This is a genomic window from Bacillus andreraoultii, from assembly GCF_001244735.1.
Classification (GTDB): Bacteria; Bacillota; Bacilli; order Bacillales; family Caldibacillaceae; genus Caldifermentibacillus; species Caldifermentibacillus andreraoultii.
The window spans coordinates 2,320,403-2,345,892 of the sequence record NZ_LN868937.1; the positions used below are offsets into that span (position 1 = coordinate 2,320,403).

Sequence of the window (25,490 nt, forward strand, 5' to 3'; positions counted from 1 at the left end):
AATACGTTACTAAATATTTTTTACATTTATTACGATATTGACTCTTCTTTAGCTGATTTTAATTCCGTCGCATCTACATTGAATTCCATTAAGTTATCCCAATCATTCGAATTAATCATGTCTAACTGTGCTTCGACTAATAATTTGAAACGATTGCGAAAAACTTTTGATTGTTTCTTTAAATCTTCTATTTCAATGGCAATCTTTCTTGCTTTAGATAAAGCTTCATTCACGATGCGATCAGCATTTTTTTCTGCTTCACGAATAATTAATTTCGCTTCTTTTTGTGCCGTACTTTTTACTTCTTCAGCAGCTTCCTGAGCAACAACAATCGATTTGTTTAACGTTTCTTCAATATTGGAAAAATGTGTTAATTTTTCTTGCGTTTCTTTTAATTGATTTTCTAATTCCTTTTTTTCTCTAATAATCATTTCATAATCTTTAATTACTTGATCTAAAAATTCATTTACTTCATCTTCATCAAACCCACGAAAAGTTTTTGAAAATTCTTTATTATGTATATCTAACGGCGTTAAAGGCATAAAGCCACCTCCATATGTATAAATCGGCAAAATACTCTCGCTTTTTATTATATACTAAAATTCGACACGATACGGGAATTTTCCTTCAAAAGATAAAAATTATTTATATTTTCCTACTGTAATTTTCCATTTATCCTTTTTTGTTTTATCTCCAATTGTAAGCAATCGAATTCTACCAATTCCTCGAGCAGATATTACATCTCCTTCTTGAAGTTCATAAGAGGTGGAATGAACAACTGCCCAATTCACTTTAACAAGACCTTGTTCAATTAATGACTGTATCTTTTGTCTTGATAGACGACTTGCATTTGCCAAAACTGTATCAATACGTAATGATGATACAGTAAAATTTAACTCACTGATAGACTCTGCAAAATTGAGGATTTCAGTGAATGGTCTTTCTACTAACTGTATTTTTGTCCGGCCAACCATGACAAAATTCGCACGGATATATTCTGCTATTTCCGATGCAGTTAAAAATTGAATAGACTTTTCACGGATGAATATATCTCCAAACTTACTTCGTTTTAAGCCTAAACCCATTAAACTTCCTAGCACTTCCGGATGGGTAAGAGTTACAAATTTCTCCGGGTACATGATTTCAAATAGAGTGATTTCGTAATCATCCTCTATTGGTGTAAAGTAGTTCGGATAGATAATAGCTCGTTTCCGTTCGGCCATTTCAATTCCACCAAAAAAAGAAACTTTCCAGTCATGATTCTTGCCAATAATTGAATTGACTATATATTGTTGCCGAGGATCTAAAAAATCAGTTAACCTCGGTGCATATGTTTGTTCAACCGAATCTCTCCAATTAAGTACTTGATCTATAAACTCCTTTTCTTCAGGACGAAAATGTTGATATATTGACATTTTTTCTCCTCGTCATACGTAAATTTGTGACTATTTTCTCATTGCACATTGCTTATGAATGAAAAATGACCTGTAGCTAACGTAAGACAACTCCTCGATTATGCAAATTGCGTTATCTCGTGCAATCTAAAGCAACTCTTAACGAATAGCAACAGGGTTATTAAAATATTAAAACCATGTACCAATGGAGTGAAGGCCAACTTGGGCTAATTGTAGTACAAATAAAGCAACAATTGGAGAAAAATCTATCATACCAAGAGGCGGTATAAAACGACGAAATTGTTCTAGATATGGTTCACAAATACGTCCTAAAAACTCGCCAATTTGTGATTCCCTCGCACCTGGTATCCAAGACATAAATATATAAATAATTAAGGCATAAAAATAAATATTTATTAAAGAATTGATTGCAGAAATAATAATTGTCACCTTACCACCTCGTATCATCAAAATTTTGGTCTAAAAGTACTTCAGAAATCGTTCCTGAAACTTCTACATTATCGGGGGTACACAAAACAATATATGTACCTATTTTTTGTATTTCACCGCCAATAGCATAGACAGTGCCACTTAAGAAGTCAACTATCCGCCTTGCTTCACTTTTATCAATTTGTTGTAAATTCACTACAACTGCTCGACGATTTTTTAAATGATCTGCAATTTCCTGCGATTGATTAAATACTCTCGGCTCAACCAGTACGAGTTTTGAGGAGTTTTTTACACTTTGAAGACTGACGACATTTTTCTTTTGGTGTGATTGAAAATTTGTCTGATTTGTTTCGTTCACATTTTCATGTGTTATATATTCTTCCTCTTCATACTCATCTTCATAATTATCATCCAAAAAGAACCATGTTTTTATTTTTGATTTTAAACCCATTCGTAATCACCTCCTACATCATTTCATTTTACTCGCCTACTAACGCTGACCCTATACGGATATAAGTGGCTCCCTCTTCCACCGCAATTTCAAAATCATTTGACATCCCCATGGAAAGCTCGGTACACGGAGCATAAGGTAATTGCAATTGTTGCACTTCTTTTTGAAGTCTTTTTAATGAGCGAAAACAATTCCGCAATACTGTTTCATCATCAATATGGGGCGCCATTGTCATTAATCCAACTACTTTTATATTCGGATAATCTTTTAATTGCTCAATAAATGGGATTACTTCATCAGGTCTTAAACCATGCTTTGAGTTTTCACCACTTACATTTACTTGAACAAAACAAGATATGGTCCTACCTGCTCTTTTATTAATCTCTTTAGCTAAAGAAAGACGATCTAGGGAGTGAATATATTCAATTTTATCAATAATGTTTTTAACTTTTCTTGTTTGTAGTGTACCAATAAAATGCCATTTAGCACGATTTCCTAAAACCTCATATTTTTTTAAAAACTCTTGATCACGATTTTCACCTAAATTACGAATACCTAATTCTATCGCTTCATTAGCACGTTCAACACTAACATACTTAGTTACCGCTATTACAGTGATATCTTCACGTCTTCTATTTGACTTCTGACATGCTTTTGTAAGCTTTTCATTAAGTCGTTCGTAATTGCCTTTTATTGAGTTCAATTTTTTTCCTCCCTTATTCCAATAAACCCCATCATACGTCCTGTTCTGCCATGATCACGGCGATGAGAGAAAAAGTGAGTATCGTTGCAACTAGAACAAAGACTAGTTACTAGTATGTTTTCTTGCTTAATTCCTTCTTTTAAGAGTAACAACCTATTCAATTCTTTTAAGTCTATTCTGTATTGGTTCTCCTCAATTTGTTCATAGCAACTTTGCGCATTGTCAATTGGAAGCTTTTGCACTTCCTTTATCACTTTATTATCGACAATATAGCATTTATTGCAAATAGAAGGTCCTATTGTAACATGAATTGTTTCTTTACGTATACCAGATTTTCTCCATTGTTCAATAAAGGAGCGAACGATATTGTTGACTGTACCTTTCCATCCAGCATGGACAATTCCTATATTATTTTCTGGAGCTAGAAAGAATATTGGTACACAATCAGCATACATTAGAGTCAATAGTATATGATTTTGGTCTGTGAAAATTCCGTCACAATCTTTTATACTATCGGAATACAGACTTGATCCTTTTCCTTTATCTCTTTCAGTAACTTGGTATATATTAATTCCGTGGGTTTGCTCACATGAGACCCAATTTTCTAACGGAAAGTTTATTTTTTGAGCAAGTCTTTTTCTATTTTGAACAACCTTTTCTTGTTGATCCCCTACATGAAATCCAAAATTATTACTTTCATATGGCTCACTGCTTGTTCCACCATTTTTCGTTGTAAAGCCAGCAACAACTTGCGGGTTAATTTTTTGCCAATGATGAATTAAATAATATGATTCATCAACGAAATGAAAAGGCTCTTTCATGCAATACACCACCTACCCTAATACTTGCTAATCCTTTATTCAGTTTACCATATAAATATTAACAAATGAATAATAAATACGTCCATCACCGAGGTAAGCTAATTCAATAGGAATAAAGGATACTTAAGGTTTGTGGCTTTAGGCGTGATGTGAGACTAGAATTCACCGAAAAAAAAACGATTTTCGATTGCGAAAATATGCTAACTCGTCTCTTATGCGCTGTATTTGTTTAGGAAAGTGGAAATGATAAAATATAAAAGCAAAAAAAGCTACCCTGATTTATAGGTAGCTTACTGAATATTTTTGGCAACGACTTTTATAGCTGCTTTTTCAAGCCTTGAAACTTGTGCTTGAGAAATGCCAATTTCCTCTGCAACTTCCATTTGAGTTTTCCCTTGGAAGAAACGTTTTTTTAATATCATTTTTTCTCTTTCGTTAAGACGGCGAATCCCTTCTTTTAAGGCAATTTCATCAATCCAATTTGTATCTTTATTTTTTTCATCGCTTAATTGATCCATTACATAAATCGGATCTCCCCCATCATTATAAATAGGTTCAAATAATGATACTGGGTCTTGGATAGCATCTAAAGCAAATACAATCTCCTCTTGTGGGACACCTAACTCCTTAGCGATTTCTTCTGCTGTAGGTTCTTTTGAAGTTTCTGCAATTAATCGTTCTCGAATTTGAAGTGACTTGTAGGCGATATCTCTTAATGATCGAGAAACACGAATTGGATTATTATCACGCAAATACCGTCGTATCTCTCCAATAATCATTGGCACCGCATAAGTCGAAAATCGAACATTTTGACTTAAGTCAAAGTTATCGATCGATTTCATTAAACCAATACAGCCTACTTGGAATAAGTCATCAACATACTCTCCGCGATTGTTAAATCTTTGAATAACACTTAATACGAGGCGTAAATTCCCATTAATCAATTGCTCTCTGGCACTTAAGTCACCAGCCTGCATTTTCTTAAATAACTCTCTCATTTCCTCATTTTTTAAAACGGGAAGTTTTGAAGTGTCTACTCCACAGATTTCTACTTTGTTGCGCATCATTTTGTCTTTACCTCCTCCGAGGAGTGCTTTACAAAATTCATTATCTCCTCGGATAGGAAAAATATGCACAACTAAATATTTCGAATCCTTTGTAAAAACTCATATCCCTTATAAAATATGGGATTTTGTCTATAAACTTTTTTAAATAAAAATTACGTGTGCCAAGCCACATTCACACCCGATTTTTTTCTAGCATGTAGATGAGCTTCCTTTGAAAAGTCGCACATCGGCGAGGCTTTATCCCAATACGATTTTGTCACGCAAACTGCATAAATTTTTAAAATAGAGAGACTTCTGCTAATTAAAGTTAAACCATTTTTTCAAATTCTTTACGTAAACGTTTAAAAATTCTTTTTTCCAATCGTGAAATATACGATTGAGAAATACCTAACATATCCGCAACATCTTTTTGGGTTTTTTCTTCACCACCAACTAAGCCGAAACGTAATTCCATAATTTGTTTTTCTCGATCGGATAATGTATGTAAAGCTTTCATTAATAGTTTCCGATCGACACGTGCTTCTATATCTTTTGTAATGATGTCGTCTTCCGTTCCTAAAACATCTGATAAAAGTAACTCATTACCGTCCCAATCAATATTAAGAGGTTCATCAAACGATACTTCTGAACGAACCTTGTTATTTCTTCGTAAATACATTAATATTTCATTTTCTATACAACGAGAAGCATAGGTAGCTAGCTTAATTTTCTTTTCAGGATTAAAGGTGTTCACAGCTTTAATTAAGCCGATCGTACCAATACTTATTAAATCCTCTATGTTAATACCTGTATTTTCAAATTTTTTAGCAATATAGACAACTAACCGTAAATTACGCTCAATCAGCATGGAGCGAGCTGTTTCATCTCCCGCTGGAAGTTTATTTATTAATATCTCTTCCTCTTCCTTTGATAGCGGAGGTGGTAGAGCCTCACTTCCCCCAATATAGTAAATTTCATCAGCCTTTAAATGTAGTTTTCTCAAAATTTTCGTCCAATAATATTGTAAATAAAACTTCAACTTTCTCATGACAGTACTCCCCTCTTTTATTTCCAATTCATTTTCTATTTGTACTAGGAATAAAACTTATTATCACTACATTGTTTTAAAGTATATCTTTTAGGAAACCTGTTCATGATCTGACTGTTGGAGAATCTTAGGATGAATAATACAATCAAAACTATCTTCAGATGATAACTTTTGATTGACAAAAGCTAACAATAGCCGATTCGTATGGTATGCTTCGTCTCCATCATGAATCACTACCTCTTCCGGCTTGACCGCGGCCATTAGCTGATTTTCCTTTCCGACGACTCGATAAGGGATAATAGATATTTTATGAACCCATTCCATCGGTAAATAGTCTTCTTTCCAAATCTTGTTGACATCTTGAAAAACGGCCAAGACTTCTTCAGGAAATATGTTTGCTGTTTTTTCAAGTGAAACAATGACAACCGGCTTTTTTGTTAATGGATCATATAACTGGTTTCCACTATCAATCAATCCTTTTAATCGAATCGTTTGATTATTGATTGTAATATCAACATCAATTAGTTGATCATATTGGATTTTTCTTGTTTCCCAGCTATCGATCGTCCTTCTTGAAAAATAAAGTACGAGTGGGAATGCAAGTGCAACGAAAAGCCAACTAATCGGATCTCCAAAACCACGAACTTGAGCTAACATGAAAGTGTTACTAACATCGAATCGAAAACTTAGTAAATAGTGCAAACCAATTAACGCACCACCAGTTGTAAATGTTACTAAATAAAAAGACAACAAATTAGTTATTATAAATCGTAATCGCTTAAACCCAAATGCAACCCACACCATTAAGATTGATATACATACTTTTATGAATGGTGAGGACAAGAGTGTTGCGATTGCTGTAAATGGTGCAAAAACGATTAACGAACCGATAAAACCACCAATAAATATTCTCAGTTTTGTTATTTTTCTCTTCAAAATTAATCCGGTTAAATAGAGTAATAGGCTGTCAAATAAAAAGTTCAATAGCCATATAATATCTAAATAAACTGTCAACCGACTTTCCCCTTTACTTGTACTCCGCTCTCGTCTTTGTTTAATTCTGTATAGTAAGTTATTATTTTTCCTAGTAAATTTTTAAACTTATTGCTTTGAAAATAGTATAACGATATTCAGTTTAAAAGTGTGTCAGTTTTTGTCTGCGAATTTTTAGAAGTTTTCGTGAATTCATTCGAATATTGTCGAGAGAGGTTCTATTTACCTTTTTTCAAGGAATTTATTAGATGGGTATGAATTTTTTAAGAGATGAAGTTGTAAAATTTTGTTCTACTAAAAAATAAAGCTGTACTAGATCATGCATCTATAATAACAGTAATCATTCACTGTTTATTAAGTCTGCATCTTATATCTAGTACAGCTTTTTTAAAATACATAAGATAAAACCCGAAAAACGAATGAAGAAAAAAGAATTTAGATTCGATTATTTCGGTTTCGTAAAAATGTAGGTATATCTAGTAAATCTTCTTGAGAATTTGAGTTAGAACGTGGTTGCTCTTGATAAGTATCTTCTTTAACTTGTGTCTCTCTCTTTGGCTTTGGAACAGGTTGAGTTGGAGAGCCCGTTTGAGTTTGGCTATGATTTGTATTGAAATTATTTTTATTTAAATTGGGCCGCATTGGTTTATTTTGACTTAAATCTTCTCTAAAACCAGTTGCAATCACAGTAACTACAATTTCATCATTCAAATTCTCATTAATAACTGATCCAAAAATCATATTTACTTCCTGGTCTGATGCTGAAGCAACAATATCGGCTGCCTCTTGTACTTCATATAAACTTAAATTCATTCCACCAGTAATATTCATAAGAACGCCTTGAGCCCCATCGATTGATGTTTCTAATAATGGTGAGGAAATTGCTTTTTTTGCAGCTTCTTGAGCACGATTTTCTCCAGAAGCGATACCAATGCCCATGAGTGCAGAACCTTTGTTAGACATAATTGTTTTTACGTCAGCAAAGTCTAGATTGATTAAACCAGGTACAGCAATTAAATCAGAAATCCCTTGAACACCTTGTCGCAGTACATTATCCGCTTCTTTAAATGCTTCTAACATAGGGGTACTCTTGTCTACGATTTCTAATAACCGATCATTAGGTATTACAATTAATGTATCCACAGCTTCCTTCATAGAAGTAATTCCACTAGCTGCTTGTGTTGCCCGTTTTCTACCTTCAAAACTAAAAGGTCTTGTAACGACACCTACTGTCAGTGCGCCTAATTCTTTCGCAATGCTCGCGATTATTGGTGCGGCACCAGTCCCTGTTCCACCACCCATTCCAGCAGTAACAAAGACCATATCCGCTCCTTGTATTACTTCTTCTAATTGTTCTTTACTTTCTTCGGCAGCTTTCCTACCAACATCTGGGTTAGCTCCTGCTCCAAGACCCCGTGTTAATTTACCACCAATTTGTAATTTTATTTCGGCCTTCGAAAGATTTAATGCTTGAGCATCGGTATTGACTGCGATAAATTCAACCCCTTGGACACCATGTTCAATCATCCGATTAACTGCATTGTTGCCACCGCCACCGACACCAATTACTTTTATTGTTGCTAATTGGTCTACATATGTTTCAAAATCCAACATGTGAAATCCTCCTAATTACAAATTACTTAAGTAAAGCGATTATTCAAAAAAAGAACCTAGAAATCGTCTCATTTTACTTGTAATTTTTTCTTCTTGACTATCTATATTTTTTGTTTTTTGTGGTTGTTGTTTTACCGTTCTTTTTTCCTTCTGTTCAATTGGCAGAGCGGCGGTATCTTGTAGTCTTCCTTGCAATCTTGCATTCTTGTAAAAATATTTAATTGTACCAACAGCTGTCGTATATTGTGGTTCCCGTACCCCAATATAGTCAGGAATTGCAATCCGAACTCGATTTTGGAAAATTGCTTGTGCAAGTTCTGCCAATCCTTGCATATTGGCGACCCCACCTGTTAATACAAATCCACCAGGTAGGTAATCTACTCCCATTCTTCTTAATTCTCCTTGAATTAAATCGAACATTTCAGCTACTCTCGCCTCAATAATCTCAGCCAGTTCCAACTGATTACATTCCTGTTTTTGATTTGTTCCAATAACAGGTATTTCAAATACTTCATCAGTAGTAGCCATTTCGTAAAAAGCATGTCCATATTTTAACTTGATTTTTTCAGCATCTTCTGTTGATGTTCTTAGTACAATCGAAATATCTTTTGTAATATGATCCCCACCAACTGGAAGAAGACTTGTTCCCTTTATATATCCATCTTCAAACAATGTTATTGTTGTGGATCCACCACCAATATCGATTAGTGCGGAACCTAAATTTCTTTCATCTTTAGATAAAGCAATTTCGCCAGCTGCAAGTGGTTGAAGGACAATATCAACAATTTCTAGTCCCGCTTTCTCCACACAACGGAGGATATTTAATAAAAGTGTTTTCGAACCTGTTACAAGTAACCCTTCCATTTCTAAGCGGACGCCAATCATACCACGTGGATCATTAATTTCATCTTGTGTATCTACAATAAACTGTTTTTTTACGATATTAATGATTTCTCGATCTGGCGGAATGGACATGACTTGAGCTGCATCGACTACTCTTGCCACATCTTCATCAGTAATCTCTCTATTTTCACCATTAACGGCAATGACACCATGACAGTCCAATAAATCAACATGATGTGCTGGAATTCCAACGATAACTTGCCTAATCTCCATGCCGACCATACGCTCTGCTTGTTCAATTGCCCGCCGAATAGATTGTACCGTTTGGTCAATATCGACAATTGAGCCTTTTTTTAATCCTTCAGATTTAACATGTCCAACACCGATAATATTTAAAGAATTATTAACCATCTCACCAATAATCACTTTTACCGTGGATGTACCGATGTCTATACTCACATAAATATCATTGCTGTTCATCTTAGGCACCTCCTTCTTTCTTCTCTGAACAACAATTCAGATTTAAACATATCGAAAAATAGCGTCACTGTAAAAGTACATACTATTCATTTCGTTACTCTTTAGTCCATGAATAATTAAACAACAATTAACTTATTCGCTATTTTTCTTTGTTTTTCCTTTTAATTTTTATTTTCTTTTTCATTTTTTCTTATTTGCCCAAACTTGGTTAATAAGATTCTTCTAATTACAGCTATATTTTGGAATAATCTTACACCAAAAGCAAAAACTGCTGCTAAATACAAGTCTACACCAAGATGGACGCCGAGGAAAGCTAAACTTGCAGCTAAAATTATATTAAAAAAGAACCCCGACACAAAAATCTTTTCATCAAATAAGTTTTGCAATTGGGCTCTTATTCCCCCAATTAAAGTGTCGAAAGCAGCTAAGACTGCAATAGATAAATAGTTATGATATTCAACAGGTATATCTATATCTGTTAACAAACCTAATGTTATTCCAATTATTAATCCTAAAGCGGGAATCCACATATTATTTTTTTCCTTCTTCTTTCACAGTTTCCATTTCGTTAACTACTATGCTATTTTCGTACGCAGAAATAGTAACATGATCTTTTGGTTTTGATATCGATACAGTCAAATTGTCAATAAAAAATTCATCAGGAATTGTTGATACTTGCATTCGATTATACAATTTATTTGCAGTTGCTTCATCATTTGTAATTACCTTTACCTCAATGGGAAACTTTTTGAGAGGATAACCATCAACCTTTGTTTCACCTTGAATATTACGGATAGTTGTTGTTGTAATAACTCGCTTATTTGCGATGGAGATTGCTTTCGCACCATACATGTTTAACTCATTAATTAATTTTCTTAGCACGTCAGGTGATAAGTATGCATCGTTTTGTCCTGGAACAATGAATTCATAAGCTGGTGATATAGATAGCACAATTCCCGGACCAATTGTTTCTTTTAATCCTGCTTCAACCTCTAGTTCACTTAATGTTTTTTGTAAAACTTGTCCACTACTATTATGCCTTTCTGTTTCGTATTGAGCAATCTTTTCATCAGCTGTTCGTATTTCACGAAGTAAGTTTGCTTCCAGCTCCTTTTCAGCTAGATAATTTTCACGAAGCCCCCATAAATCACCTTTATCTTTTTCAACATGTTTATCTTGTTTTGTTATGTTAAATTGGATGACTACCATAAAACCTACCAACACAGAAATAAGAAATAAACTCAACTTATTTTTCTTAATCACAGGACACCAAACCTTCTAAATTCACTTATATGTAAAATATGTACTATAGTATTGAATCCATAATAATCCCATTTGATTTTTCTATCTTAAATACTATATTATCATTTACTAATTGGTCACGTATTCCACCTTTCATAGTTAAGGCTTTTTCTAATGTTTCTTTATTTCCAATTGCACTGATTGTAAAAGGGGCAGGAAACTGCTCTCCATCAACTGTAATAACAGGACCGTTACAAACGATGTAGGAATTGCTTTTTAGTCGTTTTCCATTTATAGCAACAGCTTCTGCTCCAGAAATATAAAGTTCATTTACTGTTTTTAACACATGATGCTCATGAACGATAAAGTTATTCACATTTCCTGTTTCAGGTTGGTATGTATTATCGTCTAAAGTTACAATAATTCCTTCACCACGTACTTTAACTTTACCCAGTACCATTCGAAGTTTTTCAGTTTCTTTTGCAGAAAAAGCTAAATTCTTCTCGTTTTCGGCTAATTCATCTTCAATTTTAATCAGCTCTTCTTGTTTATCATTCAAATCTTTTTGAAGTGAATTGTTCTTTTCCTCTAACTTTACTAAATCCTCTCGAAGTTGTACGGTACGTTCCCACTCATGATCAGTCATTTTAAATTCATTTGCTTGCTTTTTTGTAAGTTGGTAAGAATAGCTAACCATAAATCCTAAAATTAACGTGATAAGGGAAAGAGTAACTCGATTAATTTTCATCTTCTTCCTCTCTTCCACTCGTTGTTTCTTTAATCTGTTTCTCTTTACTAGAGCCTTTCTTCTTGGCCTCTAATGATTGATAAGACTTAAAAAAGAAACCTACTTCTAAATCAATTACCCCCTTCTCATTTGGATCTAATTGTTTAACTAATTCCGGATAATAAACCATTTTTTGAGCAAAAGTCCTAATTGTAGCACGTACCTCGTTTCCATCATTCATGTAGGCAACAATACTATAAGGATCCGTCTTTTTTGGCGATAAGACAATTTCTGAAATGGATTGTCTAATTTCTATCGGCATTGCTTTTAATTGTTTTACAATCATATTTAGAGGCTGCTTTTCATCGAATTTTTTCAAAAACGGTGCGGGTTCAGTCGATTGACTGTTGGAAGTGTGACCATTTTCTAAAATTAGTTTTGCTCTTCCATCCGTAAATTTATAAGCTAACTGGTTATATTCTTTAACTTCAATATTAATTTGATTTGGAAAACTGATTTGTATAATTGCTTTTTTTACTTCAGGTAATTGTAAAAGTCGCTTTTCAATTTCCGATTTACGAATATTTAACACGATTGTCTTTTCTGTTAATCCACTTTCTTTCCTTATTTTTTCACTAGTTAAAAACTTATTGCCCTTAACATTTATTTCTCCCACTCTACTGTACGGTGATTGCACATAAATAAACCCACTAACAAATAGGAAAAAGAGAAATAATAAAATAATTAATCTTCGGTTTGCTCTTTTTTTCCTTTGCTCTTTTAATTTTGGCAATCGGTCTTCCAAAGATACAACTTTATTTGGCACAGAAAACACCACACTAACTAAATGGTATATTTTTTCATTATTTTTAAATCTATTGTAGCATATACTAGCCTATATTTTAATTGAATATAGATTAATTAGAAAGGCACATATATTGTTATTTTTTATTTTTTATTGCATCTAGACATAATTGATAAAGCCGGTCGCTCGCATTCTGTATTCCTATTTTTTTTGCATTTAAATGCATCGTTTGTAATTTGTTTTGGTCAAATAATATCTCATCAATAGCATGTAATAATTTTCCACCAACTAAATCCTTTTCTAGAATAACGATTGCTGCTTCATTACGTTCTAAACTTCTAGCATTTTTTTCTTGATGGTTATTCGTTACATATGGGCTCGGAATTAATATGCTTGGAATCCCAAGGCTAGTAAATTCCGCAATCGATGTTGCCCCTGCACGAGATACAATGAGGTCAACACCTGCAAGAACTTCAGGCATATTATGTAAAAAGGGAACGATTACGACATTATTAGGATTGCCAGCACGTTCTACTTCTTTTTTTACTGCTTCAAAGTGAACTTCCCCAGTAATATAGAGAATTTGATAATCACGGTTAGCAAAATCATCTAATATAGACAATACTGCTTCATTGATTGGTCTAGCTCCTCTAGATCCCCCAAATATTAACACTGTCTTTTTTGTCAAAGATAACCCAACCGATTGTTTTCCTTTTATTCCATCATTTCCTAAAACTTCTGTTGCTCTAGGATTGCCCGTCATAACGACTTTTTCTTTTGGAAAGTACTCCTTTGCTTCCTCAAACGAAATAGCAATTTTAGTAACATACTTACTTAAAAATTTATTTGTGAGTCCTGGAATACTATTTTGTTCATGGATAATACTTGGTATTTTTAGTTGGTGTGCTGCATAAACAACTGGGCCACAAACATATCCACCCGTTCCTATAACAATATCAGGGTTAAACTTTTTCAATATTTTTTTACTCCTACTCACACCCTTCAAAAACCGAATTATCGTTTTAACATTATCAAAAGATAGTTTTCGCTTAAAGCCAGTTATCTCAATCGTTTCAAATGGAATATGATTTCGCGGTACAATATTACTTTCTAACCCATTTTCTGTTCCAATATATAAAACTTCTGTTGTTGGATCTTTAGCCATCACATTTTTAATAAAAGCAATTGCTGGATAAATATGTCCTCCAGTTCCCCCACCACTAATTACGATTCTCATATATAACTCACCTCATGTTTACTTTCAAGAATTTATATTACAATAATTTACAGCTGCACGGGTCAATGTTGTAAATTTGTAATTAATATTTTATAGATATGAAAAGATTTGTTATCACCATTTTATGATTATATAACAAAAGAAACAATTAAAAAAAGAGGAAATCATTATTGATCCCTCTTTTCTAACAAACAAATTAAATTCGGCTATACCTACTTATATTTAATAAAACACCTACAGCCATTAGCATGAGTGTAAGTGAAGAACCTCCATAACTAAAAAATGGAAGGGTGATTCCAGTTACAGGTATTAAGTTAATAACGACACCGATATTAATCATAACTTGGATTGCAACCATCGAGATAATTCCTACGGCTAAAAAACTACCATATAAATCAGGTGCATTTAATGCTATACGTATCCCCCGCCATAGTAACAATGAAAATAGGAGTAAAACAAACGAGCCACCAATGAAACCTAATTCTTCAGCTAAGATTGCATAAATAAAATCTGTTTGTGGTTCCGGTAAGTAAAAAAACTTTTGCCTACTTTGTCCTAGACCGAGTCCAAATAAACCACCTGGTCCAATTGCATATAGCGATTGAATCGTTTGAAAGCCTGTCCCTAATGGATCTTGCCACGGGTCAAGAAAGGCAGTTATTCGATCGATACGGTATGGGGCTGCTGCAATCAATCCAACAAATCCAGCTAATCCTACTAGTCCAAGACCAACAAAATGAGCAATCCGCGCCCCACTAACAAAAATCATAATGATGCACGTACCAACCATAACTGTTCCAGTACCTAGGTCCGGTTGAAGCATAATTAAACCGAACGCTGTAAACACTAAGCCGAGCCTAGGTACTAGACCTTTTTTAAATGAAGTTATGTTCTTTTGATTTTCAGATAAAAATTTTGCTAAAAAAATAATCATTGCTAACTTCATAAACTCCGATGGCTGTACGGAAAATGCTCCAACTCCAATCCAACTACGGGAACCATTTCGAACATTTCCAATGCCTGGAATTAAAACCGCAATTAACAAGATAAAACAAACAATAAGCAATACTTTAGACCAATTACGCCAAGTCCAATAATCAATATTCATGATAAAAAACATGGCAATAAGTCCAATAACAGCAAAAAGTAATTGTCGTTTTGCAAAAAAGAATGAGTCGTCAAAGCGATAATCAGCCCACACTGCGCTTGCACTATATACCATGATTAAGCCTAGTGATAATAGGGATAAAATCACAATGACTAATATGAAGTCAGGAGTTGTTTTTTTCACTGGCAAAGAGAACCACCTCATTAACAGGAATTAGAGAGCCTGTACAATCTAAACGAAGAAAGAGGTGTAGGAATTATCAAAGTGAAAAAGCAATATTTTCCAAACTCTTTTCGATTTTTTCGTACAAGTCTCTATTCTAACTTATGCACAGCACTTGTAAAAATGTCTCCTCTTACTTCAAAACTTTTATATTGATCCCAGCTTGCACATGCTGGTGATAAAAGTATTACATCGCCTTCTTCTGACAATGAATAGCTCAAGGGGACCGCTTCTTTCACATTATCGACAATAAATATATTTTCTAACCGTGCAGATTTGGCCATTTTAGCTAGTTTTTCTTTCGTTTGTCCAAAAGCAATGAGTGCTTTTACATTTTTTAAAGATGGGATTAATTCATCAAAACCATTACCGCGATCAAGCCCACCTGCTAATAAAATGACTGGTTGGTCAAACGCAGATAATGCTGATTTTGTAGCTAAAATATTCGTTGCCTTTGAATCGTTATAAAAGAGACGACCATTTAACTCTTTAATGAACTGTAAACGGTGTTCGACACCATGGAATGTAGTTAACACCTTAGCAATACTTTCATTATCAACACCAGATAATTTTGCACTTGCAACACTTGCCAATATATTTTCTAAATTATGTTTTCCTGGCAATACTACTTGTTTATATTCCATGATTTTTTCACCACAAAAATAGATAAAACCATTTTTTAATGATGCGCCGTCTTCTAAGTACTTTTCTTTAGAAAACGGAATAATCGTTGCTTTTGTTTCTAAGGCAAATTTTCTACAATCTTCTTGATCGTAATTAAGAATGGCATAATCTTCTTCTGTTTGGTTTATTAATATATTTTTTTTTGCATTTATATAATCTTTACGAGTTCCATGAAAATCAAGATGAGCCTCATACAAATTTGTAACAACGGCAATTCTCGGACGAAAGTGAAGTGTCCCCATTAATTGAAATGAAGATAATTCTGTTACAATAATATTATCCTTTGTAGCCTCTTTTGCAACATCAGAAGCAACCGTTCCAATATTTCCCGCAATCAGTGGATGTTTATCTCCTACATTTAACAGTTCGTATATTAGTGTCGTAGTTGTTGTTTTTCCATTTGTACCTGTTATCCCGATAAAACTTGCTTCCGATATTTGATAAGCTAACTCGACTTCGGTAATAACCGGAATATTTTGCTTAATAGCATCTTTAATTAACTCATTGGAATACGGAATTCCAGGGTTTTTTACGACAAGTTCAAATCCTTCATCCAAAAGATCTTGCGGATGTTCTCCACAAATAACTTTTATCCCTTTTTCCAATAGATCTTGAGCTTCAGGGTTTTCAGAGAATGGCTTTTGATCATTAACAGTAACAATTGCACCAAGTTCGTGTAAAAGAGAAGCAGCACTAACACCACTTTTCGCTAATCCTAGGACTAAAACTTTTTTATTTTTATACTCTGCTATCTTTTTCAATTATAACCACACCTCAATATAAATTCCTAATGCTGCAAACAATAATCCAACAGTCCAAAAAGTGACGACTACACGCCATTCACTCCAACCTGACAACTCATAATGATGGTGAAGAGGACTCATCCGAAATATCCTCTTTCCTGTAGTTTTGAAGGAAATCACTTGGATGATGACAGACAAAGTTTCAATAACAAAAATTCCACCAATGATTACGAGAAGGAATTCTAAATTCGTTAATATTGAAATAGTAGCAACTGCACCACCTAAAGCGAGTGAACCTGTATCCCCCATGAACACTTTCGCTGGATGCGCGTTAAAAACAAGAAATCCTAACACACTACCTGCAACGGCAACGCTAAAAATAGCGATATCAAATTGGTCTTGATTCCAAGCTAGGACTGCATATGCTCCAAAAGCAATTGCTGCCGTTCCAGATAAAAGACCGTCTAAACCGTCCGTTAAGTTCACTGCATTTGAAAATCCTACTAACCAGAAAACAACGAATAGAAAGTAAAAAATACCCAAATCAAAAGAATAGTTAATAATCGGAATGGTTACCGTTGTCGAAAATCCGAATGAATGGTAAATAAAATAAAATATCGCTGCAACAACAAGTTGACCAATTAATTTTTGTTTTGATGTTAAACCTAAATTCCTTTTCATTACAACTTTAATAAAGTCATCTAAAAAACCAAGGATACCGAAACCAAGAGTGACGAGTAATAAAAGATACGTTTCAACGGTCATATTTGAAAATTGATTTGTCATAAATATTGTTGTCACAATAATTGACAACAATATCATAATTCCGCCCATTGTAGGGGTACCCGATTTTTTTTGATGCGATTTCGGGCCTTCCTCCCTAATGCTTTGTCCGAACTTCAATCTTCTCAACAATGGTATAAACAAAGGGGAAAGGAAGACAGTAATTAAAAAAGCTAAAATAATTGTATATAGTATAACTTGTTCTAACAAAATGACTTCCTCCCTTTCTAGTCAAGTTCCTTTTGCATTTTCTTTACAGTCATTTGCTTATCATTAAGGGCGTCTTTTGCAACTAGTCGATCATCAAAATCAAGGATTTTATCTCCTACAATTTGGTATGTTTCATGTCCTTTACCAGCAATTAAAACAACATCTCCGTTATTAGCAGCATGAATGGCGGTGTGAATTGCTTGACGCCGATCTGGGATAACTTGATATGTTTGCCCTTGAACGCCTGCTTCCATATCCTTTAAGATAGCAAGCGGATCCTCTGACCTTGGATTATCTGAAGTAAAAATAGGATTTGTCGCGTATTTACAAGCAATTTGTGCCATTAGTGGTCGTTTTCCATGATCCCGGTCTCCACCACAACCAACAACAACAAATATTCTCTTTGGAGATAATGAACGAACCGTCTTTAATACATTTTCCAAACTATCTGGTGTATGTGCATAATCAACAATGACAGGAAATTGTTGCCCTACTGAAACAAGTTCAAAACGTCCTGGAACACCTTGGAAAGATGATAAGCTATCAATAATTTGATCTAGAGAAATATCCGCAACAATTCCTACAGAAATCGCAGCTAATACATTATATACATTAAATGTACCGACCAAACGAATAGACATTTGTTTATTTCCTACAGGTGTCTCAAGTTGAAATGATGTACCAGTACTTGTGAATTTTAAATTTTTAGCTCGTACATCACACTCTCCATTTATTCCATATGTAATAATATGAGCTGAGGTAACTCGCTTGTATTCTTCAGTTGCCGCATCATCTACATTTAAAACAGCAAATTTTGGCCTGTCACTTCGATATGTATTACCTAGTTGTGAAAATAACAGTCCTTTTGCTTTTTTATATTCTTCCATTGTTTTATGATAATCTAAATGATCTTGTGTCAAATTAGTAAATACTGCAACATCAAAATCACTTCCCCAAACGCGGCCTTGAGCGAGGGCATGTGAAGATACTTCCATACTAACTACCTCGACATGTTCATCTGACATTTCACGGAATGTTTTTTGCAAAGTTAAACTATCAGGTGTCGTATTTTTTGTTTCAAATATTTTCTCACCAATTTTTGTATATAAGGTTCCAATTAAACCAGTTTTTTTATTAGTAGAACGAAAAATATGATCTACCATATGAGTTACAGAAGTTTTTCCATTCGTACCAGTAACCCCAACTAAAAATAAATTATGCGTAGGCTGACGATAAAAAGCATCAGCAACGATGGCCATCGCCCTATGAGTATCAGGTACGATAATATTTGGTATATTCACATCTACTTCTCGATTCGACAAGATTGCAACCGCACCTTTAGATTCTGCCTCTTTTGCAAACTTATGTCCATCAAATTGTGCACCCTCTATACAAATAAATAATGTCCCTTCTTTTACTTTTCTTGTATCTTGTTCGATTGCCTTAATTTCCGGATTATCTTCACAATTCACTTGTTTGGCAAAAGGTAAGTGAATTAATAATGTTTGAAGTTTCATTAAAACATCTCCTTCTAGGTAGAAAACAATAATTTCTATTAAAAAAAATATGTTGTCCGTGAAAATACCACCATTCATTTTACATGAAACTGTTCATTTTTTCTACGTTTCTTTTTAAATCCGTTCTAATTCTTCAATGTTCTTCCATCATAACCATTGTACTGCCGATGTAATCTATTTATGTTGGGTTTTCCTATATTTTTCACGAGGAATTTTTTTAATGGTTAACTTAATATAATATTAAAAACGAATTTAAAAAGCGATGGGGACACAATTAAATTGCCTCAAAAGATGAATAAATCCGATGTAAAATCACAAGATAAAAACACTCAGGGGCTCGAGCATTTAGGCGACTAATAGCCTAGAGTTGGCAGAAAAAGAGAGTTTTTCGGCTTACTTTAATGGAATGCTGCTAGATCCTTTCTTGTGTGCTTATGCGCAGAAGAAAAAGTAGAAATTGAAACATTTATACTTTCCTATTAGCCAAATAAAATAACCCGAACGATTACGCAACTTTAATAAATTTGCGCATGAAAAGTTCGGGTTTTCCATTAGCTGAAATACGTTTATCCCAGCTTCATAGGAGTATTTTTTTATTCAAGATAAATCCGTATCGTTGAACCTTCTTCTACTTTAACCCCTGGACTTGGTGCTTGCTTAACTACTTTTTGACCATTGCCATTAACCTCAATTTTCAAGTCAACTAATTGTGAGGATAAGTCCTTTTTTTCTAATCCAATAAGATCCGGAACTTCTATTAATGGTTTATCTAACCAAGTTAATTTTTTTTCAATTTGTTTTTTTCTAGGTTCAACTTTTAGTGCTCGCATACTATCCTCAATTATATTTCCGACAATAGGTGCTGCTACCGTTCCACCAAACTGAATTGTTCCCTTCGGATTATCAACTGCAACATAAACAACTATTTGTGGATCATCAGCCGGAGCAAAGCCGATAAATGACACGATATGGTTATTTTCAAGATATCTACCACCTTGTGCTTTCTGAGCTGTACCCGTCTTACCTCCAACACGATATCCGTCAATAAATGCATTTTTACCCGTCCCTTGGGCAACTACACTTTCCAATGCATATCGTAGCTCCTTGGATGTTTCTTCAGAAATAACTTTGCGTTTTGCAACTGGACTCTTCTTCATAACAACTTCTCCAGTCTTTGAATCAACTAATTCTTTTGCAACATATGGTTGGTATAGGGTCCCTCCATTTATAGCAGCAGACACTGCGGCAACTTGTTGAATAGGAGTGACTGAAACACCTTGTCCAAAAGCGGTTGTTGCTAACTCGACAGGACCAACTTTATCTAAATTAAATAAAATCCCTGTTCCTTCTCCTTGCAGATCAATTCCCGTTTTTTGCCCAAACCCAAATTCATGAATATATTGAAATAGTTTATCCTTTCCTAGCCGCTCACCAAGTTCAACAAAGCCAGGGTTGCATGAGTTTTGAACTACTTCTAAAAATGATTGAGAACCATGACCGCCTTTTTTCCAGCAGCGTAGAGATGCCCCACCTACTTCAACATGTCCCCGATCATAAAAGTTATCTTTTTCAAGGTCGACTTTCCCTTCTTCAAGTGCAGCTGCTAAAGTAATGATTTTGAACGTTGAACCCGGTTCATAAGTACTCCATACTGGTAAGTTACGGTTATAAATTTCCGGTGCGACACTTTTAAAGTCAGAAGGGTCAAAAGTTGGTCTTGATGCCATCCCTAAAATTTCTCCATTTTTTGGATTCATTGCTACGGCAATTAGTCCATCAGGATTATATTTTGCTTGAGCATTGTCTAATTCTCGCTCTAATATCGTCTGAATTTGAGAATCGATTGTTAAAACTAAGTCTAAACCATCAATCGGTGCTTGGTAATCATCCGGCATGTTTTTCATCCGTTCACCCTTTGCAGTGGAATAAAATTGAACAGATCCTTTTTCACCAGATAATTCTTTATCATAAGAAAGTTCTAGTCCTGTAAGTCCTTGATTGTCTGCACCTGTAAACCCAAGAACGTGAGCTAAATAACTTCCAAATGGATAATAACGTTTAGAATCTTCAGCAATATAAACTCCTGGTAAGTTTAAATGTTCAACTTCCTTTGCCTTTTCATTTGATATTTTTCTTCCTGCCTTCAACCGTTCAATACTCGATTCTTTTGTTATTTGTTTATAGACCTCTTGGACATTCACATTTAACGCATTTGCAAGCTTTTCTGCCGTATTAGCCGGGTTTTTTATTTGCCTTGGTACAATATAGACAGTCGGTGCACTCATATTTGTAGCGAGGGCGACACCATTTCGATCGACAATTTCCCCACGTTTCGGTTCAAATGGGATTTCTCGATTCCATGAATTTTTCGCACGCTCTGTCAGCATATCACCTAAGGCAAACTGTACATAACCAAGTCTGGTCATTAATATTAAAAATATAAATAATCCAGCAAGTAGAACAAAAGCTAATCGTTTTCTTACTGTTACTTGAGAAACTCTTCGCACACGAAACTGACCTCCCTTCAAGGCTCGTTTCATTATATGCATGTCCTATCCAAGCTAGAACTCTTCAATTTTACATAGATTTTGTCACAGGAGCTTAATGATTCGAACAAAAATAAAGAAAACTAAAAGGGCGCACAAGCCTCTATGCAACCAGAGAGACGAGAGTTTCCCAAAAAGATAGTGTTTCGGTTTTGATGTAGCTGATGGGCCTTCTTTGTGCACTTATACGTATTGACAAGTAGAAATTGGAACATTTATACGTTCCTATTAGACAAAAAAGTTGTCCGACCTAAGTCTGGACAACTAAACAACTTAACCTACTAATCTTCCGTCTTTTTACCATCAGTATTTGTTTTTTCTTTTTTAGTCATTTTTCCCTTATCGATTTGAATTTGTGTTTGTAACTTTACTTTCAAATTACTATCTTTTGTAATAACCGTTCCAGGTTCTAAATTTTGTGAAGTAACAAATCCTTCTCCTTCAGTAGAGACTTTCATATTTGTTGCATTTACTAGTTTCATAACATCACTAAGTGACCAACCTACGATATTTGGCATTTTCCATTTCCCGTCGGTAACTATGATCACTCGTTCGCCATTTAATAATTTTGCTCCCGCACTTGGATAGGTTCGTTCAACTTTTGTCCCATTCCCGATAACAGTTGATTGAAGTCCAAAAGATTTTAACTGTGATTTTACTTCGCCGATATTTGCGGATGTATAATCTGGTAAACTATTCACTTTTACTTTTTCAACAGACTCATCCGGCTTAATATTTAAATATTGTAAACTATTTTTCATTACAGGATTGAAAATTTTGGAGACTGGTACAGAACCAGCTTCCATTACTTCTTGATTTAAATCTGGCTGTTGAACGAGGACATAAACAATTAGCTTCGGATCATCTGTTGGGGCAAACCCAATAAATGAAAATAAGTAATTATTAAATCCCGTTAAATAACCTTTACCATTTTCATAAATTTGTGCCGTACCTGTTTTACCGGCTACTTGATATCCATCGATATTAAAGTTCTTAGCAGTACCATGTTCACTTGTTACCGTTGACTCCAATACATCAATAACTTTCTTTGCTGTATCTTCGGAAATTGGAGATGCTACTTCCTTTTGATTACTCTCTTTAATCACTTTTCCATCTTCATCGACAATTTTATCAATTAAATACGGGCGCATCATTTTTCCTTTATTTGTCACAGCAGTTAACGCTTGTATCATTTGAAGCGCCGTAACACTTGTTGCTTGTCCGTATCCCGTGGAGATGCGATCTCGTTCCCATTGATATTGAATCGTTCCAGTTGCTTCATTTTCTAGTTCAATTCCTGTTTTTTGGCCAAACTTAAATTTATCTAAGTAATTTCGGAAAGTATCCGTACCCATTTTTTCAACAAGATTAGAAACAGCTACATTAGATGACCGTTGAATTCCTTCTAAAAATGTAATTTTTCCCCAACCTACATTATTATGGTCTTTAATTGGCGGAGCACCTTTTACATTATAGATCCCTGACTGATATGTTTCGTTTGGATTCCAAACTCCCTCTTGCATACTTGCCGCTAATGTAAAAATTTTCATTGTAGAACCTGGCTCATACGCATTTTCTACAATTATATTTTGCCAATTATTTTCAATTCCCTTCCTCGTATTCGGATTGAAAGTAGGTCTTTGAGACATCCCAAGAATTGCACCTGTTTTTGCATCAGCAACAATTGCCATCATCTTTTTAGGTTTGTACTGTTTATCTACTTCATTCATTGCATCTTCTATAAATGTTTGGATTTTCTTATCGATCGTTAAATAAACATTACTACCATTTTTAGGTTCGCTAATTTTCGTAGTAGAAGTAGGTAATATGTATCCCCATCGGTCACTTTTATACGTAATTTTTCCATCGTGACCCTCTAAATATTTATTAAGACTACCTTCAAGTCCCATTTGACCAATTAATTTTTTATGTCCGTCACCATCATCTACAAAATTAGCAAAGCCAAGCAAATGAGAAGCGAATGCACCGTTCGGATAAGAACGTTTCGATTCCCGAATAAAAGTAATTCCTGGCAGTTTTTCAGCTTCAATTTTCCTCTTTAGTTCATTTGTTATGTTTTTCCCAGCATCGCCAAATTCCACTTGAAAAAGGTCTTTTGTTAATCGGTTATATATTTCAGACTCCTTCATAGGAATATATTTAGCGAGAATTTTAGCTGTTTTTTCAGGATCAACAACATGTTTTGGAGTTTTTGCTTTATCTGGGGTAACGGATGGATCCAATATAGCAACTACCTTATAAGTAATTGTATCGATTGCTAGCGGGTCTCCTGAACGATCAAGAATCGACCCGCGTGATGCCTGTAATGTTCGTTCTTTTGAATATTTTTCCTCAGCATAAGCTTTTAACGATTTCCCATTAGCTTCTCCTGTGATTTGTATTACAAAAAAACGATAGGTTAGCGAGAAGAGAACAATACTGAACGCAATAAATATGAATAAAGCTCTTCTGTTCATGCTAGGTCTCTTTTTCATTTATTTTGAACAACCTTCACATTATTTTCATTTATTTTTAGACCTTGTTTTTTGGCTGTCTCAAGTACACGACTATATTCACTTAATTCGTTTACTTGTGCTTTTAAATCTTCAGTTACTTTTTGTTGTTCAGTCATTGTTGTCTCAACTTGTTGTATTTCTTTATTTACTTCATATATATGGGCTTGGTTTGAAATGATCTTTGTGGAGAAAAAGAAAACAATACAGGCAAAAACGATGTATAAAAACTTCTCTCCTTTCGTAAAAAGACTTTTTTTCACTTTCGGTTTAAATGATTTTTTCGGTTGTTGAACTTCTTGTACTTGATACTTTCTCGCTAAATTGCTCATTTGTATGACCTCCCCTTTTTACTTTTTAATTCTCTCCGCAATTCGTAATTTTGCTGAACGTGCACGATTATTATTAGCAAGTTCTTGGTCTGTTGGTACAATTGGTTTTCGTGTAATAATCTTTAACATCGGTTGAAACTCCTCAGGAATAACAGGCAGCCCAGAAGGTAAGTCGGGAACTGTAGCATATTTTTTAAAGGTCGATTTAGCAATTCGATCCTCTAAAGAGTGGAATGTAATAACTGCTGTTCTACCACCAACTTTTAAAAGCTCAATACTTTGTTCTAATGATTGTTCAAAACTATTTAATTCATCATTTACCGCAATACGAATTGCCTGGAAAACTCGCTTAGCTGGATGTCCCCCTTTTCGTCTTGCTGGTGCTGGGATTGCCTCTTTAATAATGTCGACAAGCTGGCCAGTTGTTTCAATAATTTGTTTTTCACGAGCAGCTTCGATTTGTCGTGCTATTTGTTTTGAAAACTTTTCCTCCCCGTATTTAAAAAAGATATGGACTAGTTTTTCATAAGGCCACTCATTGACAACTGTTTTCGCGGTAATCGGAGCGTCTCTATCCATTCGCATATCAAGCGGGGCATCGTTATGATAACTAAAACCACGTTCAGGTTCATCTAATTGTGGTGAAGAAACACCTAAATCATATAAAATACCGTCAACTTGAAAAACACTTCGGGCATGAAGCTCTTCTTTTATATTGACAAAGTTATTATGGATAATTTCTAACTGTCTTTCATAACGATGAAGTTTTCTTTTCGCATTTTCAATTGCTACTTGATCTTGGTCAAAGGCATAAACTTTTCCATTTTGTGAAAGTCGGCTTAATATTTGCTCCGTATGTCCTGCACCACCTAATGTACAATCCACATATATTCCTTCTGGATTAATATTTAGCCCCTCTACCGCTTCGTGTAAAAGGACTGTCGTATGTTGAAACATGTTGTCTCCTACCTTTCATTT

Annotated in this window: 24 protein-coding genes; all 24 read right to left on the minus strand. The window is 34.5% G+C overall.

Annotated elements, in window-relative coordinates; all coding sequences use genetic code 11:
- Positions 1 to 29 precede the first annotated feature (29 nt).
- A complete protein-coding gene (locus BN2144_RS16305) occupies positions 30 to 542 on the minus strand; it encodes a DivIVA domain-containing protein (RefSeq protein WP_033829290.1) in 513 nt (170 codons plus the stop codon).
- Positions 543 to 641: 99 nt separating this feature from the next.
- Positions 642 to 1,415 (minus strand): YlmH family RNA-binding protein, encoded by a 774-nt coding sequence (locus BN2144_RS16310; RefSeq protein WP_033829291.1) that lies wholly within the window; start codon positions 1,413 to 1,415, stop codon positions 642 to 644.
- Between the two features lie 168 nt (positions 1,416 to 1,583).
- The gene (locus tag BN2144_RS16315) at positions 1,584 to 1,862 is read right to left on the minus strand and encodes a YggT family protein (RefSeq protein WP_139017907.1); all 279 of its coding nucleotides are present in this window, start codon (positions 1,860 to 1,862) and stop codon (positions 1,584 to 1,586) included.
- Complete coding sequence (locus tag BN2144_RS16320) at positions 1,846 to 2,295, minus strand: cell division protein SepF (protein WP_033829293.1); 450 nt, start codon at positions 2,293 to 2,295, stop codon at positions 1,846 to 1,848. The genes BN2144_RS16315 and BN2144_RS16320 overlap by 17 nt, the downstream gene beginning before the upstream one ends.
- A 28-nt stretch (positions 2,296 to 2,323) precedes the next feature.
- Complete coding sequence (locus BN2144_RS16325) at positions 2,324 to 2,998, minus strand: YggS family pyridoxal phosphate-dependent enzyme (protein ID WP_033829294.1); 675 nt, start codon at positions 2,996 to 2,998, stop codon at positions 2,324 to 2,326.
- Positions 2,995 to 3,819: a peptidoglycan editing factor PgeF gene (gene pgeF, locus BN2144_RS16330; protein WP_033829295.1), complete on the minus strand. Its 825-nt coding sequence runs from the start codon at positions 3,817 to 3,819 to the stop codon at positions 2,995 to 2,997. The genes BN2144_RS16325 and pgeF overlap by 4 nt, the downstream gene beginning before the upstream one ends.
- A gap of 290 nt (positions 3,820 to 4,109) precedes the next feature.
- Positions 4,110 to 4,886 carry an RNA polymerase sporulation sigma factor SigG gene (gene sigG, locus BN2144_RS16335; RefSeq protein WP_033829296.1) on the minus strand — a complete coding sequence of 259 codons (777 nt, stop codon included), beginning with the start codon at positions 4,884 to 4,886 and terminating at the stop codon, positions 4,110 to 4,112.
- Positions 4,887 to 5,193: 307 nt separating this feature from the next.
- Positions 5,194 to 5,913, minus strand: coding sequence for an RNA polymerase sporulation sigma factor SigE (sigE, locus tag BN2144_RS16340; protein WP_033829297.1), 720 nt, complete (start codon positions 5,911 to 5,913; stop codon positions 5,194 to 5,196).
- Positions 5,914 to 6,003: 90 nt separating this feature from the next.
- Entirely contained in the window at positions 6,004 to 6,927 is a 924-nt protein-coding gene (gene spoIIGA, locus BN2144_RS16345; protein WP_033829298.1) for a sigma-E processing peptidase SpoIIGA, read from the minus strand.
- A 414-nt stretch (positions 6,928 to 7,341) separates the two neighbouring features.
- Positions 7,342 to 8,520, minus strand: a complete 1,179-nt coding sequence (gene ftsZ / locus BN2144_RS16350) for a cell division protein FtsZ (RefSeq protein WP_033829299.1) — start codon at positions 8,518 to 8,520, stop codon at positions 7,342 to 7,344.
- A gap of 39 nt (positions 8,521 to 8,559) precedes the next feature.
- A complete protein-coding gene (ftsA, locus tag BN2144_RS16355; protein ID WP_033829300.1) occupies positions 8,560 to 9,843 on the minus strand; it encodes a cell division protein FtsA in 1,284 nt (427 codons plus the stop codon).
- A gap of 161 nt (positions 9,844 to 10,004) precedes the next feature.
- Positions 10,005 to 10,373, minus strand: coding sequence for a small basic family protein (locus BN2144_RS16360; protein WP_033829301.1), 369 nt, complete (start codon positions 10,371 to 10,373; stop codon positions 10,005 to 10,007).
- A gap of 1 nt (position 10,374) precedes the next feature.
- On the minus strand, positions 10,375 to 11,106 hold the full coding sequence (locus BN2144_RS16365) for a DUF881 domain-containing protein (protein WP_033829302.1): 732 nt from the start codon (positions 11,104 to 11,106) through the stop codon (positions 10,375 to 10,377).
- 43 nt (positions 11,107 to 11,149) lie between these two features.
- Positions 11,150 to 11,833 carry a DUF881 domain-containing protein gene (locus BN2144_RS16370; RefSeq protein WP_033829303.1) on the minus strand — a complete coding sequence of 228 codons (684 nt, stop codon included), beginning with the start codon at positions 11,831 to 11,833 and terminating at the stop codon, positions 11,150 to 11,152.
- Entirely contained in the window at positions 11,823 to 12,638 is an 816-nt protein-coding gene (locus BN2144_RS16375) for a cell division protein FtsQ/DivIB (RefSeq protein WP_042338082.1), read from the minus strand. Before BN2144_RS16375 ends, BN2144_RS16370 begins: the two co-directional genes overlap by 11 nt.
- A gap of 115 nt (positions 12,639 to 12,753) precedes the next feature.
- Positions 12,754 to 13,854, minus strand: coding sequence for an undecaprenyldiphospho-muramoylpentapeptide beta-N-acetylglucosaminyltransferase (gene murG / locus BN2144_RS16380; protein WP_033829304.1), 1,101 nt, complete (start codon positions 13,852 to 13,854; stop codon positions 12,754 to 12,756).
- A gap of 196 nt (positions 13,855 to 14,050) precedes the next feature.
- Positions 14,051 to 15,151, minus strand: a complete 1,101-nt coding sequence (spoVE, locus tag BN2144_RS16385) for a stage V sporulation protein E (RefSeq protein ID WP_033829305.1) — start codon at positions 15,149 to 15,151, stop codon at positions 14,051 to 14,053.
- A gap of 125 nt (positions 15,152 to 15,276) precedes the next feature.
- Positions 15,277 to 16,629, minus strand: coding sequence for a UDP-N-acetylmuramoyl-L-alanine--D-glutamate ligase (gene murD / locus BN2144_RS16390; RefSeq protein WP_033829306.1), 1,353 nt, complete (start codon positions 16,627 to 16,629; stop codon positions 15,277 to 15,279).
- Complete coding sequence (gene mraY, locus BN2144_RS16395) at positions 16,630 to 17,604, minus strand: phospho-N-acetylmuramoyl-pentapeptide-transferase (RefSeq protein ID WP_033829307.1); 975 nt, start codon at positions 17,602 to 17,604, stop codon at positions 16,630 to 16,632.
- Positions 17,605 to 17,621: 17 nt separating this feature from the next.
- Positions 17,622 to 19,121: a UDP-N-acetylmuramoyl-L-alanyl-D-glutamate--2,6-diaminopimelate ligase gene (locus tag BN2144_RS16400; protein WP_033829308.1), complete on the minus strand. Its 1,500-nt coding sequence runs from the start codon at positions 19,119 to 19,121 to the stop codon at positions 17,622 to 17,624.
- Positions 19,122 to 19,714: 593 nt separating this feature from the next.
- Positions 19,715 to 21,628, minus strand: coding sequence for a stage V sporulation protein D (locus tag BN2144_RS16405; protein ID WP_033829309.1), 1,914 nt, complete (start codon positions 21,626 to 21,628; stop codon positions 19,715 to 19,717).
- 320 nt (positions 21,629 to 21,948) lie between these two features.
- Complete coding sequence (locus BN2144_RS16410) at positions 21,949 to 24,144, minus strand: penicillin-binding protein (RefSeq protein ID WP_230199759.1); 2,196 nt, start codon at positions 24,142 to 24,144, stop codon at positions 21,949 to 21,951.
- Between the two features lie 14 nt (positions 24,145 to 24,158).
- On the minus strand, positions 24,159 to 24,512 hold the full coding sequence (ftsL, locus tag BN2144_RS16415) for a cell division protein FtsL (protein WP_033829311.1): 354 nt from the start codon (positions 24,510 to 24,512) through the stop codon (positions 24,159 to 24,161).
- Between the two features lie 18 nt (positions 24,513 to 24,530).
- On the minus strand, positions 24,531 to 25,469 hold the full coding sequence (gene rsmH, locus BN2144_RS16420; RefSeq protein WP_033829312.1) for a 16S rRNA (cytosine(1402)-N(4))-methyltransferase RsmH: 939 nt from the start codon (positions 25,467 to 25,469) through the stop codon (positions 24,531 to 24,533).
- Positions 25,470 to 25,490 lie beyond the last annotated feature (21 nt).